This is a genomic window from Streptomyces sp. NPDC050732 (assembly GCF_040654255.1).
Lineage (GTDB): Bacteria > Actinomycetota > Actinomycetes > Streptomycetales > Streptomycetaceae > Streptomyces.
Genome location: NZ_JBFAHP010000029.1, coordinates 58,165 through 71,997 on the forward strand (window position 1 = coordinate 58,165; position 13,833 = coordinate 71,997).

The following is a 13,833-nucleotide window of genomic DNA, read 5'->3' on the forward strand; positions in this document are numbered from 1 at the left end:
CGTCAGAAGAGTGTGCCCTCTTCGGGACCGTCGAGCTCCTTCAGCAGCTCCGGTCCGTTGTTGCGTACGTTGCTGACCGCGGTGGACACCGGATAGGCCCGCATCAGGCCGTGCGGGGGCGGCTCCAGGAGGGTGCGCAGCTCTTCGGGGTCCGTGCGGGACGGGTCGAGCCAGGCGTCCCAGCGGTCCGGTGTGAGCATCAGCGGCATGCGCGGGTGGATGTCCGCGAGCGAGCGCGGGCCCTCCTCCGGGGCGGCGGCCAGGGGCGCGGTCTCCGCCTCCGTGGTGATCACCGTGCACGTCACCCACCAGGCGAGGGGGTGCTCGTCGGGCAGGGTCTTGTCCCGCCAGAATTCGTAGAGCCCCGCCATGGCGAAGACCGAGCCGTCGGCGGGCGTCACGAAGTAGGGCTGCTTGCGCGGCCGCTTCTTCTTGCCCTCGACCTCCAGCTGCCGCTCCTCGGGCGCGGTCACCCACTCGTAATAGCCGTCGGCGGGGATGACGCAGCGGCGGGAGGTGAAGGCCCGGCGGTAGGACGGCTTCTCGTGGACGGTCTCCGCGCGCGCGTTGATCATCCGGGCGCCGCCCTCGGGCGTCTTGGACCAGGAGGGCACGAGGCCCCACTTCAGGGTGCGCAGCTGGCGAACCGGACGCGGGTCATCGGCGTCTTTCAGGGGACGGTCCAGGACGGCGTAGACCTCCTTCGTAGGGGCCACATTGAAATCGGGAACGAACTCCTCCTGGGGCTCGTCCCACTTCTCGATCTCAAAGGTCGCCGCGAGATCCTCGGGCCTACGACTGGATGCAAACCGTCCGCACATACGTGCCAGACTGCCAGATCCCGTACCACCAGAGGAGCCGGTCCCAGCAATGGCCACAGGAATCGAAACCGCCGCCAGCGCCAGCCTGACGGACCTCTGGGACCGCGTCTTCGGCACGCAGGCGGCGCCCGAGCAGTGGCTGGTGATCGCGACCGGCGTCGTCGCCCTCGCCGTCGTCGTCCCGCACGGCATATGGCGCCTCGCCCGCAACGCCATCACCATCGCGCACGAGGGCGGCCACGGCCTGGTCGCCCTGCTCACCGGGCGCCGCCTCGACGGCATCCGGCTGCACTCCGACACCTCGGGCCTGACCGTCTCGCGCGGCAAGCCCACCGGGCTCGGCATGATCCTCACCGCGGCCGCCGGCTACACCGCGCCGCCGCTCCTCGGCCTCGGCGGCGCGGCGCTGCTCGACTCGGGGCGCATCACGGCGTTCCTGTGGATCGCGACCGCGCTGCTCGTCGTGATGCTGGTGATGATCCGCAACGCGTACGGCGCACTGACCGTGGTCCTCACCGGCGGCACCTTCCTGCTCGTGTCCTGGCTGGCCGACACCGACGTACAGGCGGCGTTCGCGTACGCGGTGGTGTGGTTCCTGCTCCTGGGAGGCGTACGGCCCGCCTTCGAGCTGCAGGCCAAGCGCAGGCGCGGGGGCGCGGGCGACTCGGACGCGGACCAGCTGTCGCGGCTCACGCACGTCCCGGCGGGGCTCTGGCTCTTCCTCTTCCACGCCGTCTCGCTCTGCTCCCTGATGGGCGGCGGTCGCTGGCTCCTCGACGTCTGAGCGGGGTCACCCGCAGCCACTAAAGTGAAGGCATGACCGAAACCCCGGCGAACACCGCCCTCTGGCCCGCCCCGCACGCAAGCGGAGCCGTCACCGCGACGGTCCACGTCCCCGGTTCGAAGTCGGTCACCAACCGCGCGTTGGTCCTGGCCTCGCTGGCCGCCGAGCCGGGCTGGCTGCGCCGCCCGCTGCGCTCCCGCGACACCCTGCTGATGGCGGACGCGCTGCGTGCCATGGGCGTCGGCATCGAGGAGACCGTGTCGTCGAGCTCCTCGGTCGCGGGCGGCAAGGACGGCTCCGGCGAGGCGTGGCGCGTGATCCCCTCGCGCCTGCGCGGCCCGGCCACGGTCGACGTCGGCAACGCCGGCACGGTCATGCGCTTCCTGCCCCCGGTCGCCACCCTCGCCGACGGCCCCATCCGGTTCGACGGCGACCCCCGTTCGTACGAGCGGCCCCTGCACGGCGTGATCGATGCCCTGCGCGCGCTCGGCGCCCGCATCGACGACGCGTCGCAGGGCAGCCCGGGCGCGCTGCCGCTGACCGTGCAGGGCGGCGGTGCCCTGGAGGGCGGCCGGGTCGAGATCGACGCCTCGTCCTCCTCGCAGTTCGTCAGCGCCCTGCTGCTCTCGGGCCCGCGCTTCAACCAGGGCGTGGAGGTGCGGCACGTGGGCGGCGTCCTGCCGTCGATGCCGCACATCCGGATGACCGTGGACATGCTCCGCGCCGTCGGCGCCCAGGTGGACACCCCGGAGGCGGGCGGCGAGCCGAACGTGTGGCGGGTCGCCCCCGGCGCCCTCCTCGGCCGCGACCTGACCATCGAGCCCGATCTGTCGAACGCCCAGCCGTTCCTCGCCGCGGCCCTGGTCACCGGCGGCACGGTCACCGTCCCGGACTGGCCGGCCCGCACCACGCAGCCCGGCGACGCGCTGCGCGAGATCTTCACGGAGATGGGCGGTTCCTGCGAACTGACCGAGCAGGGCCTGGTCTTCACCGGGTCCGGTTCGATCCACGGCATCGACGTGGACCTGAGCGAGGTCGGTGAGCTCACGCCCGGCATCGCGGCGGTCGCGGCCCTCGCCGACTCCCCCTCGACGCTGCGCGGCGTCGCCCACCTCCGCCTGCACGAGACGGACCGGCTCGCCGCGCTCACCAAGGAGATCAACGAACTGGGCGGTGATGTCACCGAGACCGCCGACGGCCTGCACATCCGGCCGCGCCGGCTGCACGGCGGCATCTTCCACACGTACGACGACCACCGCATGGCGACCGCGGGCGCGATCATCGGCCTCGCGGTGGACGGCGTACAGATCGAGAACGTCGCGACGACGGCGAAGACCCTCCCGGACTTCCCCGACCTCTGGACCGGAATGCTCGGGAACTGACGGGCGGAACGAGAACATGCGCCGCTACGGCAAGAACCCCGACGAGGACGACATCCGCGTCCGCCCCAACCGCAAGGGCAACCGCCCCCGCACCCACATCAGGCCCAAGCACGAGGACGCGGCCGAGGGCATGGTCCTCACCGTCGACCGCGGCCGTCTCACCGTCCTGGTCGACGACCGGATCGTGATGGCGATGAAGGCCCGCGAGCTGGGCCGCAAGGCCGCCGTCGTGGGCGACAGGGTCGCGGTGGTCGGGGACCTGTCCGGCAAGAAGGACACGCTCGCGCGGATCGTGCGGATCGCGGAGCGCACCTCCGTCCTGCGGCGCACCGCCGACGACGACGACCCGTACGAGCGCGTGGTCGTCGCCAACGCCGACCAGCTCGCCATCGTCACGGCCCTCGCCGACCCGGAGCCGCGTCCGCGTCTCATCGACCGGTGTGTCGTGGCGGCGTACGACGGCGGTCTTGAGCCCATCCTCGTCCTGACCAAGTCGGACCTGGCCTCCGCCGACAAGCTCCTGGAGACGTACGCCACGCTCGACATCCCCTACGTCGTCACCAGCCGCGAGGAGTTCACCGACGGCGCGGAGCTCGCGCGGGTCCACGAACTGCTCGACGGCAAGGTGACCGCCTTCGTCGGGCACTCCGGGGTCGGCAAGACGACGCTGGTCAACGCGCTCGTCCCGGAGGAGCGGCGGCGCACGACCGGGCACGTCAACGCGGTCACGGGCCGCGGCAGGCACACCACGACGTCCGCGCTCGCGCTGCCGCTCGCGGAGGTGGGCGGCTGGGTGATCGACACCCCGGGCGTGCGGTCGTTCGGCCTCAACCACGTCGACCCGTCCCGCGTCATCCTCGCCTTCCCCGACCTGGAGCCGGGGACGGCGGACTGCCCGCGCGGCTGCAGTCACGACGAGAAGGACTGCGCCCTGGACGCCTGGGTGGCCGCCGGGCACGCGGACCCGCAGCGCCTCTACTCCCTGCGCAGGCTGCTCGCGACACGGGAGCGGCGGGAAGAGGACTGACCTCCCCGTTGTTTGCGCCGCGCGGGCGAAGGTAAATGCATAATCGCGCATAGTCGCACGGAGTCGGATTCCAGCCGGGCGAAGCGGCCGCACATCGTGGACGAGTACGGGAGGCAAGGACATGGCGTGGCTGCTGGTCATCGTCGCCGGGATTCTTGAGACCGGCTTCGCGGTCTGTCTCAAGCTGTCGCACGGCTTCACCAGGCTCTGGCCCACGATCGCGTTCGCCTGCTTCGCCCTGGGCAGCTTCGGTCTGCTGACCCTGGCACTGAAGAAGCTGGACGTGGGGCCCGCGTACGCCGTGTGGACGGGCATCGGCGCGGCGGGCACCGCCATCTACGGCATGATCTTCCTCGACGACCTGGTCTCCACGCTCAAGATCGTGTCGATCTCCTTCGTCATCATCGGCGTGATCGGCCTCCAGCTGTCCGGCTCCGCCCACTAGGGCGGCCGACGCCTCCTACTTGGTGCCTACTTGGTGCCCACCCAGCGCCCTATGGCCCCGCGGACCACTTCCGCGGGGTCGTCGTCGTTCCCGGCCGGGGCGACGACGTACGACAGGGCGAGGCGGACGGCGCTCTCGCAGGCGCGGGCCAGTTCGGGGTCGCGGCTCCTGGCCCGGCCGCCGAGGGCGAGCACCGCCCGGTCCCGTACGAGCGCGAGCAGTTCGGCGGCGGTGGGCACCCCCGCGTCCGCGCGGCGCTGCGCCGGCACCGACGAGGTGGATCCGGCGGCCCGGCTCGGCGCGGGCAGCCGCTCGCTCCAGCAGCCGGTGAGCGCGGCCCGCACGAGCGCGTTGCCCCGGGCGGCTCCCACCGTCCACGCGGCGACGGCGGCGAGCCGGTCGGCGGGTTCGCGCTCCTCGGCGAGTGCCCGCTCGACGCCGTGCAGATAGCCGTCCGTCTCGCGCCGCAGCAGGGCGCGGGCCAGGCCGTCCTTGCTGCCGAACTCGTTGTAGAGGGTCTGCCGGGACACCCCGGCGGTGGCCGCGACGTCGACCATGCGGACGCCGGGCCACGGCCGCCGTGCGAGCGCCGTGTACGCCGCGTCGAGTAAGGACTCCCGTGCTGCGGGCATCGTCGCCTCCCCGGGCCCAGGGCCGGACAGGCCCATAGGGGCTCCTGTGCCAGAGTTGACGCGCTCGGCAGCACTGTCAATAGCCCCGGCGCAAGCGCCGTGAAGCGCCTCGCACCCGGCGCTGTGGATCGTGCCGAACGAGGTCGATACTGTTCATCCATGCCCGACTACCACGATGATCTGCGTCTCGCCCACGTCCTCGCGGACACCGCCGACGCCGCGACCATGGCCCGGTTCAAGGCCCTCGACCTCAAGGTCGAGACCAAGCCGGACATGACGCCGGTGAGCGAGGCCGACAAGGCCGCAGAGGAACTGATCCGTGGCAACCTCCAGCGGGCCAGGCCGCGCGACGCGATCCTCGGCGAGGAGTACGGCGTCGAGGGCACGGGCCCGCGCCGCTGGGTGATCGACCCGATCGACGGGACGAAGAACTACGTACGCGGTGTCCCGGTGTGGGCCACCCTCATCTCCCTGATGGAGGCGGGCGAGGGCGGCTACCAGCCGGTGGTCGGCGTCGTCTCCGCGCCCGCGCTGGGCCGCCGCTGGTGGGCGGCGAAGGGCGGCGGCGCGTACACGGGCCGCTCCCTCACCTCGGCGACCCGGCTGCACGTCTCCAAGGTCTCGCGGCTCCCGGACGCCTCGTTCGCGTACTCGTCCCTGTCGGGCTGGGAGGAGCAGGGCCGCCTCGACGGCTTCCTGGACCTGACGCGTTCGGTCTGGCGCACCCGCGGCTACGGCGACTTCTGGCCGTACATGATGGTCGCCGAGGGGTCGGTCGACCTCTGCGCGGAGCCGGAGCTCTCGCTCTGGGACATGGCGGCGACCGCGATCGTGGTGACGGAGGCGGGCGGCAGCTTCACCGGCCTCGACGGCAGGCCGGGCCCGCACAGCGGCAACGCGGCCGCGTCGAACGGCCTGCTCCACGACGAGCTGCTCGGCTATCTCAACCAGCGCTACTGAGTCGGACCGGACCAACGCCACTGAGTCGGACCGGACCAGCGCTACCGAGTCGAACCGGCTGAGCCGAACTGACCGCGCACGCCCCCTTGCTCGCCCCCGGCATGGCTGCGACTCTGAGAATCCCCCACTTGTGAACTTGTGAATCCTTTCTCCAAGCGGGTGGCGGAGGCAATCCTTCGCCCACCGGGAGACCGCGGTTTCACCAAGGAGGTGGCTCACGCCCATGCTCGTCCGCGACGCCATGAGCTCGATGGTCCTCACCATCGGCCCCGCCCACACTCTCCGCCAGGCCGCCCACCTGATGGCGGCCCGCCGCGTCGGCGCGGCCGTCGTCCTGGACCCCGACACCTGTGGCCTCGGCATCCTCACCGAGCGGGACATCCTCATCTCCCTGGGTCTCGGCCAGGACCCCGACCAGGAGGTCGCCGGCACCCACACGACCACCGAGATCGTCTTCGCCTGCCCCTCCTGGACCCTGGAGGACGCCGCGGACGCCATGTCGCACGGCGGCTTCCGGCACCTGGTCGTCATGGACGGGAACGAACCGACCGGCATCGTCTCGGTCCGCGACATCATCCGCTGCTGGGCACCCGGCCGGCGCGCGGCGGCCACCGCCGCGATGGCGGGCTGAACGCGGCGGCGGGCCGGCCCCGTGAGGGAACCGGCCCGCCGCTCTGCCTACGACAAGTGGTGCTGGTCAGCCGCGCAGGGCCTGGACCGCGGCCTCCAGCCGCTTGCCGAAGTCTCCGTCGGCCTGACGGAAGTTGTCGATCGCGCGCTCGGCGATGTCGTCGCGCGAGACCTTGGAGATGAAGCCCGCCAGGTTGTCGACCAGGCGGACCTTCTCGTCCTCGGACATCAGGCGGTAGAGGTTGCCCGCCTGCACGAAGTCGTTGTCCTCGGCGTGCTTGGCCGGCTCGTAGTTGCCGGTGCCGCCCGTGAGCGGGACGGACTGCCACAGCGGCCGGTCGGTCTGGAACGGTCCGCCGAAGCTGTTCGGCTCGTAGTTCTTCGCGCCCTTGTGGCGGCCGTCGTACAGGAAGCCGTCGCGGGAGTGGGTGCGCGCCTCGGTGGCGTGCGGGCGGTTCACCGGCAGGTGGTCGGCGTTGATGCCGACGCGGTAGCGGTGGGCGTCGCCGTACGCGAAGAGGCGGCCCTGGAGCATCTTGTCGGGGGACGGGCCGATGCCGGGCACGAAGTGCGCGGGGCTGAAGATGGCCTGCTCGACCTCGGCGAAGACGTTCTCCGGGTTGCGGTTGAGCTCCAGCTTGCCGATCTCGATCGGCGGGTAGTCCGCGTGCGGCCACACCTTCGTGAGGTCGAACGGGTTGAAGCGGTAGTTCGCCGCGTCGGCCGCCGGCATGATCTGCACCTGCACGGTCCAGGACGGGAAGTCGCCGCGCTCGATGGCCTCGCGCAGGTCGCGCTGGTGGGAGTCGGGGTCCTTGCCCGCCAGGATCTCGGCCTCCTGGGCGGTGAGGTTCTTGATCCCCTGGTCGGTCTTGAAGTGGTACTTGACCCAGAAGACCTCACCGGCCTCGTTGTTCCACTGGAACGTGTGCGAGCCGAAGCCGTCCATGTGGCGGTACGAAGCGGGGATGCCGCGGTCGCCGAAGAGCCAGGTCACCTGGTGGGTGCTCTCCGGGGAGAGGCCCCAGAAGTCCCAGACGTTGTCCGCCTCCTGCGAGCCCGTGTAGGGGTCGCGCTTCTGGGTGTGGATGAAGTCGGGGAACTTGATGGCGTCCCGGATGAAGAAGACCGGGGTGTTGTTGCCGACGAGGTCGTAGTTGCCCTCTTCGGTGTAGAACTTCAGCGCCCAGCCGCGCGGGTCGCGCACGGCGTCGGCCGAGCCGAGGCTGCCGGCCACGGTGGAGAACCGCAGGAACGTCTCGGTCTCCTTGCCGACCTCGGAGAGGAACTTCGCCCGCGTCCACTGCGAGACGTCCCGGGTCAGCGTGAAGGTGCCGTACGCACCGGCGCCGCGTGCGTGCACGATCCGCTCCGGGATCCGCTCGCGGTTGAAGTGGGCGAGCTTCTCCAGAAGCAGCTGGTCCTGGACCAGAACCGGACCGCCGACGCCCGCGGTCTCACTGTTCTGGTTGTCGGCGACCGGAGCCCCGGCCTCCGTGGTGAGCGGTCCCTGCGTCACGTGCGCCTCCTGCGTCATTCCTGCCAGTCCTGTCCGTCGGCCCTGTCCCTTGGCGTTTGCCGTACTCGATCCTACGATGGACTTTGTCTAAGTCAAGCGAGAATCCAAAGTCACATCCGTTCGGGACTGAGGTCCCCTGCCTGTTAGGCTGGCTCCCATGAGTGACCTGTTGGAACGACTGCGCGGCCGCGGTTGGCGCATGACGGCGCAGCGACGCGTCGTGGCCGAGGTCCTCGACGGGGACCACGTCCACCTCACGGCCGACGAGGTGCACGCCCGCGCCACGGACAAGCTGCCCGAGATCTCCCGCGCCACCGTGTACAACACCTTGGGCGAGCTCGTGAGCCTCGGCGAGATCCTCGAAGTCTCGACCGACCGCCGCGCCAAGCGGTACGACCCGAACGCGCACCGGCCCCACCAGCACCTGGTCTGCGCCCGCTGCGGCGCCATCCGCGACGTCCACCCCACGGGCAACCCGCTGGCCAGCCTCCCCGACTCGGAGCGCTTCGGCTTCACGGTCGAGGACGTGGAGGTCACGTACCGAGGCGTCTGCCCGAGCTGCGCGGCGGCTTAGCCCTTTCCCGTACGACTTCGAAGGCCCCCGGCACCGCACGGCGCCGGGGGCCTTCGCCGCGCATCTCACGGCCGGTGCCGACCCCTTCCAGAATCTGACGCACCGTCATATTCTCTGCGGCGCCCGACACCGCCTGCCCTCCGCGAGGAGAAGCCGTGGAAGATCCGCACCCCAAACTCCGCGCCCACGCAGTGACCAGGACCTTCGGCCGGGCCGCCGAGGCGGTGCACGCCCTGGGGCCCGTCGACCTGGAGATCGCCCCCGGCGAGTTCACCTGCCTCGTCGGCCCCTCGGGCTGCGGGAAGTCGACCCTCCTCCGCATCGCCGCCGGGCTCCTGCGCCCCGGCTCCGGCGAGCTGAGCATCCGCACGGCAGCCCGCCACCCCGTCGCGATGATCTTCCAGGACTACGGCATCTACGACTGGAAGACCGTCCGGGCCAACATCCGCTTCGGCCTGGACATCCAGCGGGTCCCCCGCCGCGAGGCGAACGCGCGCGCCACGGACTGGCTGACCCGCATGGGCCTCGCCGACTTCGCCGACGCCTATCCCGCCGCCCTCTCCGGAGGCATGCGCCAGCGCGTGGCGATCGCCCGCGCGCTGGCCGTGGAGCCCGAGATCCTCCTGATGGATGAGCCCTTCGCCGCCCTCGACGCCCAGCTCCGCGTCATTCTCCAGGATGAGCTCCTCGCCCTCACACAGGCCACCCGCACCACCACGCTGTTCGTCACGCACAGCCTCGAAGAGGCGATCGTCCTGGGCGACCGCGTCCTCGTGATGTCGGCCCGGCCCGGCCGCGTCATCGCCGAGCGCCGCCCGCCGTTCCCGCGCCCCCGCGGCGGAGAGATCCGTACGGCACCGGAGTTCACCGCTCTCCAGAGCGAGTTGTGGGAGCTGCTGCGGGCCGAGGTCGGCACGGCGGCCGCCGCATGACCACGGCCACCGACAAGAGTCCCGCCCCTCAAGAGGAGCTGCTGGTCAGAAGGCCGGGCCCGCAGGAGCTGCACCCCGTCCGCACCCATCGCCGGCGCCGCGCCCTGGAGCTGTCGCTCGCCGTGGGCGTGCCCGCCGCGCTGATCCTGCTGTGGCAGCTGGCCGCCGTCCGCGGCTGGCTCGACGACCGCGTCTACCCGGCGCCGCAGACCATCCTGGAGGACGGCTGGCAGCGCGCCGCGGACGGCGAGCTGTGGCCGGACGTGTGGGCCACGCTGAAGCGCGTGCTCGCCGGGTACGCGATCGGCACGGTCGCCGGTTATGCGCTGGGCGTCCTGATGGGCGCACTCTCCGTAGTACGGGCCGCGCTGGAGCCCACCCTCGACGCGCTGTACGTCGTCCCGAAGCTGGCGCTCCTCCCCGTCTTCCTCAACATGTTCGGGCTCGGCGAGGGCCCGCAGATCGCGCTCGTCGCCGCCACGGTCTTCTTCTTCGTCTGGATCTCGACGATGGCGGCGGTCCTCGCCGTCCCGTCAGGACACCGCGACGCCGGTCAGGTCTTCGGGGCCTCGCCCTGGCAGATGTTCCGCCACGTCCTGCTGCCCGCGTCCCTGCCCGCCGTCCTGGTCGGCGCGCGGATCGCCGCGGGCGTCGCCGTCCTGGTGATCGTCGCCTCGGAGCAGATCGCGGCGGCCGACGGCCTCGGCCACCTGATCTTCGACTCGCGCGCCCTCTTCCAGAACGACGTGATGTTCGTCGGCATCGTCTGCGTCGCCCTGCTCGGCGTCGTCTTCTCCGAGCTGGTGCGGATCGCGGGCCGCCTGCTCACCCCCTGGGCCCCGCGCGACCACGGGCGGAGCCAGTCATGACACGTACGCGCACCACCATGACACGTACGCGCACCACCGCGCTCACGCTGCTCGTGGCGGGCTCGCTGCTCGCCGCCGCGGGCTGCGCGGAGAACGACGACGACCGGGAGACCGCCGCGCCCACCGGCCCCCGCACGGTCACCCCGGTGTCCGGCTGCGGCAAGGGCAGCTGGACCGACCCCGCCGACCTGTCCCCCGACCGCGAGCCGGCCCGCTGCGCCCCGAACACACCCGCGCCGAAACCACTCCCCGAGGAGCGCAGGGTGACGATCGCGACCGGCACCCTGAGCGCCGAATACGTCGGCCCCCTCCAGATGGCCGTGGAGAAGGGCGAGTTCAAGAAGGAGGGCCTGAACGTCGAACTGAAGGTGCTGCCCACCCCCGACGCGCTCCCCCTCCTCGCCAAGGGCGACGTCGACGCCCAGTGGGCGGCCCCGGAAGCCGCCGTGATGAACGGCATCACCAGCGGGTTCGACATCAAGTGGACGGCGGGCAACTTCTCCCCAGACCCCCGCTCGAAGAGCGGCCTGTGGGTTCGGCTGAAGGAGAACGAGACCGCGGCCCGTGTCCCCATGGCGGGCCGCACGCTCGGCACGATGATCGGCAAGGGGTCCGTCATCGCGTACCCCATGAACAAGGCTCTGAAGAAGCACGGCGGCGGCCTCGACAAGATCCGGTTCCAGCAGATCGGCTCCGCCGACGTCCTCACCGCCCTCCAGAACGGCGGCACCGACTCGGCCTGGCTGCTCGACCCGGTCTGGCGCAAGGTCGACGGCGACAAGAGGTACGCGTTCCTGGGCGGCCAGCCCCGGGGCGAGCCGCTGGGCGGCCTCCTCTTCGGCCCGAACCTCCTCAGGGAGGACCCGGACGCGGGTGTCGCCCTGCTGCGCGCGTACATCCGCACGGTGAACACGTACTTCGCGGACGACTACAAGACCGACAAGGCCTTCGCGGCGAGGCTCGCACAGCTCCTGGACACGGAAGAGGAGGTGCTGCTCGCCACGCCGTCCCTCCGCATGGACTGGGAGATCCGCGCGGGCACGACGGACCGGCTGCAGGACGCGTACCGCGCGGCGGGCGTCTCGGCGGGCGCCAAGGTGCCGGAGGAGAAGGTGGTGGACCGCACGCTGTACGAGGAGGCGGTCGGGCACGAGTAGCGTCGGCGCACGACGCGGCGCCGGGAACGCCGAAGGCCCGGAACCATGATCTGGTTCCGGGCCTTCGGTTTCAGTAGCGGGGACAGGATTTGAACCTGCGACCTCTGGGTTATGAGCCCAGCGAGCTACCGAGCTGCTCCACCCCGCGTCGGTAAACACAACAGTACGTCAACGCTACGACCAGCGCAAATTCGTTCTGCCGTGCTCCGACGCGGCCGGGATGGAGCGGCGTGGGCCGGGGGCGGACCTACGCCGTGAGCTCTTGCCGCAGCGCCTCGCGCAGGCGGCCCGCCCGCTCGGCGACCTCCGCGGGGCCGAGGTCGACCGCCCGCGAGGCCCACCGCTGGCCCTGCGCCAGCTGCCCGCGCCGGGCGTAGAGCAGGGCGAGGCGCAGGGCCGCGCGGCCGTGCCCCGCGTCGGCGGCGCGCGTCCACCACAGGGCGGCCTCCGGCTCGCTGCCCTCGCGGGCCAGGAGCAGTCCGAGGTTGAACGCGCCGTTCCGGCTGCCGGCCTCCGCGGCCTTGCGGTACCACTTGGCGGCCTCGACGACGTCGCCACGGCCCGAGGCGAGCATGCCCACCCGGACCTGGGCCCGCCGGTGGCCCTGCTGGGCGGCCCGCTCGTACCACTCCTCGCACTCGGTCTTCTCCGCGGCGGGCTCGCCGAGCGCCGGCGGCCCCGCAGGGGGGCGACGCGCGTCGAGCAGCATCCCGAGGCGGTACGCCGCCTCGGCGCTGCCGCCGCCCGCCGCGCACCGCAGGTGCCGCTCGGCCTCCTGGTCGTCGCCCTCGCGCAGCCGCGCGGTGCCGACCTGGAGCGCGGCGTCGGTGTGCCCGGCGGCGGCCGCGCGCTCGTACCACCGCAGGGCGGCGGCCTCGTCGTCCCGGCTCGCGTACAGGATCCCGAGGTTGAACGCGGCGTCGACGCTGCCCGCCTCCGCGGCCTTGGAGAACCACGGCTCGGCCCCGGCCGCGTCGCCGCCCTGGAGCAGCAGCACGGCGAGCGCGTTGGCCGCCTCGCGGTGTCCCGCGTACGCGGCACGGCGGTACCACTGGTCGGCGTGCGCGGTGCGGCCCTGCTCGGCGCAGAGCAGCCCGAGGTTGTACGCGCCGTTCACATCGCCCGCGTCCATGGCGGCGCGGTACCAGCGCTCGGCGGTCTGCGTCTCGCCGCGCTCGGCGTGCAGCGCGCCCAGCGCGTTCGCGGCGTTCCCGTCGCCGTCCTGGGCGGCCTTGAGCCACCACACGGCGGCGCTCTCCTCGTCGCCCGCGTCCCGCAGCAGGAAGCCGAGGGCGCAGGCCGCCCTGGCCTCCCCGTCCTTGGCGGAGTTGAGGTACCAGCGGCCCGCTTCCTTCAGCTCGCCGCGCCGCTCCAGGATGGAGCCGAGGTGCAGCGCGGCGCGCCGGTGGCCTCGGGCGGCCGCCTGGCGGTACCACTGCTCGGCCTCGTCGGCGGGCGTACGCGCGGCGGCGTCGGCGCGCCCCGCGCGCGGAGGCTGGTCGGCGCTCTCCGCGGCGGCCCGCCGGTCGAGCGCGCGGGCCAGGCGGTACGCGGCCTCGCGGTGGCCGCGCTCGGCGGCGACCCGCAGCCAGCGCTCGGCCCCGACGTCGCCGCGGTGCTCCAGGAGGTCCGCGAGCGCGTACGCCCCGAGGGTGTGGCCCTGCTCGGCGGACTGGCGCAGCCAGTACTCGGCGGCGGGCTCGTCGCCGCGCTCGCGGTGGTGACGGCCGAGCGCGTGCGCGGCCGCGGCGGAACCGGCGACGGCGGCGACCCGCCACCAGCCTGCCGCCTCGTCCGCGTAGCCGCGCTGGTGGAGGAGGACTCCGAGGTTGTTGGCGGCGGCGCGGTCGCCCTCTGCGGTCGCCGCGCGCAGCAGGGACTCGGCGCCGTCGAGATCACCGCGGCGCAGCAGAAGGCTTCCGAGGACGCTCATGGCGTCCACGTCGCCGGCCTCGGCGGCCAGCCGGTGGCGCATCTCCTCCGCGGCCGCCCCGGGATCCTCCCGGTCGGCCGGCTGCACAAACCGCCCTGTCTCCAACAGAGTTGCCTTGTCCCCCATAACGTCCATCGTCGCACCACCTGCAACCTGGGTACACCTGGT

Annotated in this window: 14 protein-coding genes and 1 tRNA gene; 10 read left to right on the forward strand and 5 right to left on the reverse strand. The window is 72.3% G+C overall.

The window, feature by feature from the left end:
• Window positions 1-2: 2 nt before the first annotated feature.
• Complete coding sequence (locus tag AB0H82_RS25120) at window positions 3-821, reverse strand: SOS response-associated peptidase (protein ID WP_362996339.1); 819 nt, start codon at window positions 819-821, stop codon at window positions 3-5.
• Window positions 822-882: 61 nt separating this feature from the next.
• Between AB0H82_RS25120 and AB0H82_RS25125 the strand changes: the two genes are divergently transcribed.
• The 4 genes from AB0H82_RS25125 (at window position 883) to AB0H82_RS25140 (ending at window position 4,459) form a co-directional block, all read left to right on the forward strand.
• Window positions 883-1,605, forward strand: coding sequence for a M50 family metallopeptidase (locus AB0H82_RS25125; protein WP_362996439.1), 723 nt, complete (start codon window positions 883-885; stop codon window positions 1,603-1,605).
• A 32-nt stretch (window positions 1,606-1,637) separates the two neighbouring features.
• Window positions 1,638-2,987 (forward strand): 3-phosphoshikimate 1-carboxyvinyltransferase, encoded by a 1,350-nt coding sequence (gene aroA, locus AB0H82_RS25130; protein ID WP_362996341.1) that lies wholly within the window; start codon window positions 1,638-1,640, stop codon window positions 2,985-2,987.
• Between the two features lie 16 nt (window positions 2,988-3,003).
• Window positions 3,004-4,014, forward strand: coding sequence for a ribosome small subunit-dependent GTPase A (gene rsgA, locus AB0H82_RS25135; RefSeq protein ID WP_362996343.1), 1,011 nt, complete (start codon window positions 3,004-3,006; stop codon window positions 4,012-4,014).
• Window positions 4,015-4,135: 121 nt separating this feature from the next.
• Complete coding sequence (locus tag AB0H82_RS25140) at window positions 4,136-4,459, forward strand: multidrug efflux SMR transporter (RefSeq protein WP_362996345.1); 324 nt, start codon at window positions 4,136-4,138, stop codon at window positions 4,457-4,459.
• A 26-nt stretch (window positions 4,460-4,485) separates the two neighbouring features.
• Here the strand turns inward: AB0H82_RS25140 and AB0H82_RS25145 are convergent, their stop codons facing one another.
• Window positions 4,486-5,091: a TetR/AcrR family transcriptional regulator gene (locus tag AB0H82_RS25145; protein WP_362996347.1), complete on the reverse strand. Its 606-nt coding sequence runs from the start codon at window positions 5,089-5,091 to the stop codon at window positions 4,486-4,488.
• A gap of 159 nt (window positions 5,092-5,250) precedes the next feature.
• Between AB0H82_RS25145 and hisN the strand changes: the two genes are divergently transcribed.
• Window positions 5,251-6,051 (forward strand): histidinol-phosphatase, encoded by an 801-nt coding sequence (gene hisN, locus AB0H82_RS25150; protein ID WP_362996349.1) that lies wholly within the window; start codon window positions 5,251-5,253, stop codon window positions 6,049-6,051.
• Between the two features lie 223 nt (window positions 6,052-6,274).
• Window positions 6,275-6,682: a CBS domain-containing protein gene (locus AB0H82_RS25155; RefSeq protein WP_362996351.1), complete on the forward strand. Its 408-nt coding sequence runs from the start codon at window positions 6,275-6,277 to the stop codon at window positions 6,680-6,682.
• Between the two features lie 66 nt (window positions 6,683-6,748).
• On the opposite strand, the gene AB0H82_RS25160 is transcribed toward AB0H82_RS25155, so the two are convergent.
• Entirely contained in the window at window positions 6,749-8,218 is a 1,470-nt protein-coding gene (locus AB0H82_RS25160) for a catalase (protein ID WP_362996353.1), read from the reverse strand.
• Between the two features lie 139 nt (window positions 8,219-8,357).
• Between AB0H82_RS25160 and AB0H82_RS25165 the strand changes: the two genes are divergently transcribed.
• The 4 genes from AB0H82_RS25165 to AB0H82_RS25180 all read left to right on the forward strand — a co-directional run bounded on the left by AB0H82_RS25165 (window position 8,358) and on the right by AB0H82_RS25180 (window position 11,732).
• Entirely contained in the window at window positions 8,358-8,774 is a 417-nt protein-coding gene (locus AB0H82_RS25165) for a Fur family transcriptional regulator (RefSeq protein WP_362996355.1), read from the forward strand.
• 155 nt (window positions 8,775-8,929) lie between these two features.
• Window positions 8,930-9,706, forward strand: coding sequence for an ABC transporter ATP-binding protein (locus AB0H82_RS25170; RefSeq protein WP_362996357.1), 777 nt, complete (start codon window positions 8,930-8,932; stop codon window positions 9,704-9,706).
• Window positions 9,703-10,575: an ABC transporter permease gene (locus AB0H82_RS25175; protein ID WP_362996359.1), complete on the forward strand. Its 873-nt coding sequence runs from the start codon at window positions 9,703-9,705 to the stop codon at window positions 10,573-10,575. Before AB0H82_RS25170 ends, AB0H82_RS25175 begins: the two co-directional genes overlap by 4 nt.
• Window positions 10,572-11,732: an ABC transporter substrate-binding protein gene (locus AB0H82_RS25180; RefSeq protein WP_362996361.1), complete on the forward strand. Its 1,161-nt coding sequence runs from the start codon at window positions 10,572-10,574 to the stop codon at window positions 11,730-11,732. Before AB0H82_RS25175 ends, AB0H82_RS25180 begins: the two co-directional genes overlap by 4 nt.
• Before the next feature lie 74 nt (window positions 11,733-11,806).
• Here the strand turns inward: AB0H82_RS25180 and AB0H82_RS25185 are convergent.
• Together AB0H82_RS25185 and AB0H82_RS25190 are read right to left on the reverse strand one after the other, a co-directional pair.
• Window positions 11,807-11,880 (reverse strand) — tRNA-Met (locus AB0H82_RS25185).
• Between the two features lie 99 nt (window positions 11,881-11,979).
• Complete coding sequence (locus AB0H82_RS25190) at window positions 11,980-13,800, reverse strand: sel1 repeat family protein (protein ID WP_362996363.1); 1,821 nt, start codon at window positions 13,798-13,800, stop codon at window positions 11,980-11,982.
• Window positions 13,801-13,833 lie beyond the last annotated feature (33 nt).

Coding starts and splice junctions, on each gene's coding strand:
- AB0H82_RS25145 (WP_362996347.1), bottom strand. CDS start 5,091: ATGCCCGCAGCACGGGAGTCCTTACTCGACGCGGCGTACACGGCGCTC.
- AB0H82_RS25180 (WP_362996361.1), top strand. CDS start 10,572: ATGACACGTACGCGCACCACCATGACACGTACGCGCACCACCGCGCTC.
- AB0H82_RS25155 (WP_362996351.1), top strand. CDS start 6,275: ATGCTCGTCCGCGACGCCATGAGCTCGATGGTCCTCACCATCGGCCCC.
- aroA (WP_362996341.1), top strand. CDS start 1,638: ATGACCGAAACCCCGGCGAACACCGCCCTCTGGCCCGCCCCGCACGCA.
- AB0H82_RS25120 (WP_362996339.1), bottom strand. CDS start 821: ATGTGCGGACGGTTTGCATCCAGTCGTAGGCCCGAGGATCTCGCGGCG.
- AB0H82_RS25160 (WP_362996353.1), bottom strand. CDS start 8,218: ATGACGCAGGAGGCGCACGTGACGCAGGGACCGCTCACCACGGAGGCC.
- hisN (WP_362996349.1), top strand. CDS start 5,251: ATGCCCGACTACCACGATGATCTGCGTCTCGCCCACGTCCTCGCGGAC.
- AB0H82_RS25175 (WP_362996359.1), top strand. CDS start 9,703: ATGACCACGGCCACCGACAAGAGTCCCGCCCCTCAAGAGGAGCTGCTG.
- AB0H82_RS25140 (WP_362996345.1), top strand. CDS start 4,136: ATGGCGTGGCTGCTGGTCATCGTCGCCGGGATTCTTGAGACCGGCTTC.
- AB0H82_RS25190 (WP_362996363.1), bottom strand. CDS start 13,800: ATGGACGTTATGGGGGACAAGGCAACTCTGTTGGAGACAGGGCGGTTT.
- rsgA (WP_362996343.1), top strand. CDS start 3,004: ATGCGCCGCTACGGCAAGAACCCCGACGAGGACGACATCCGCGTCCGC.
- AB0H82_RS25165 (WP_362996355.1), top strand. CDS start 8,358: ATGAGTGACCTGTTGGAACGACTGCGCGGCCGCGGTTGGCGCATGACG.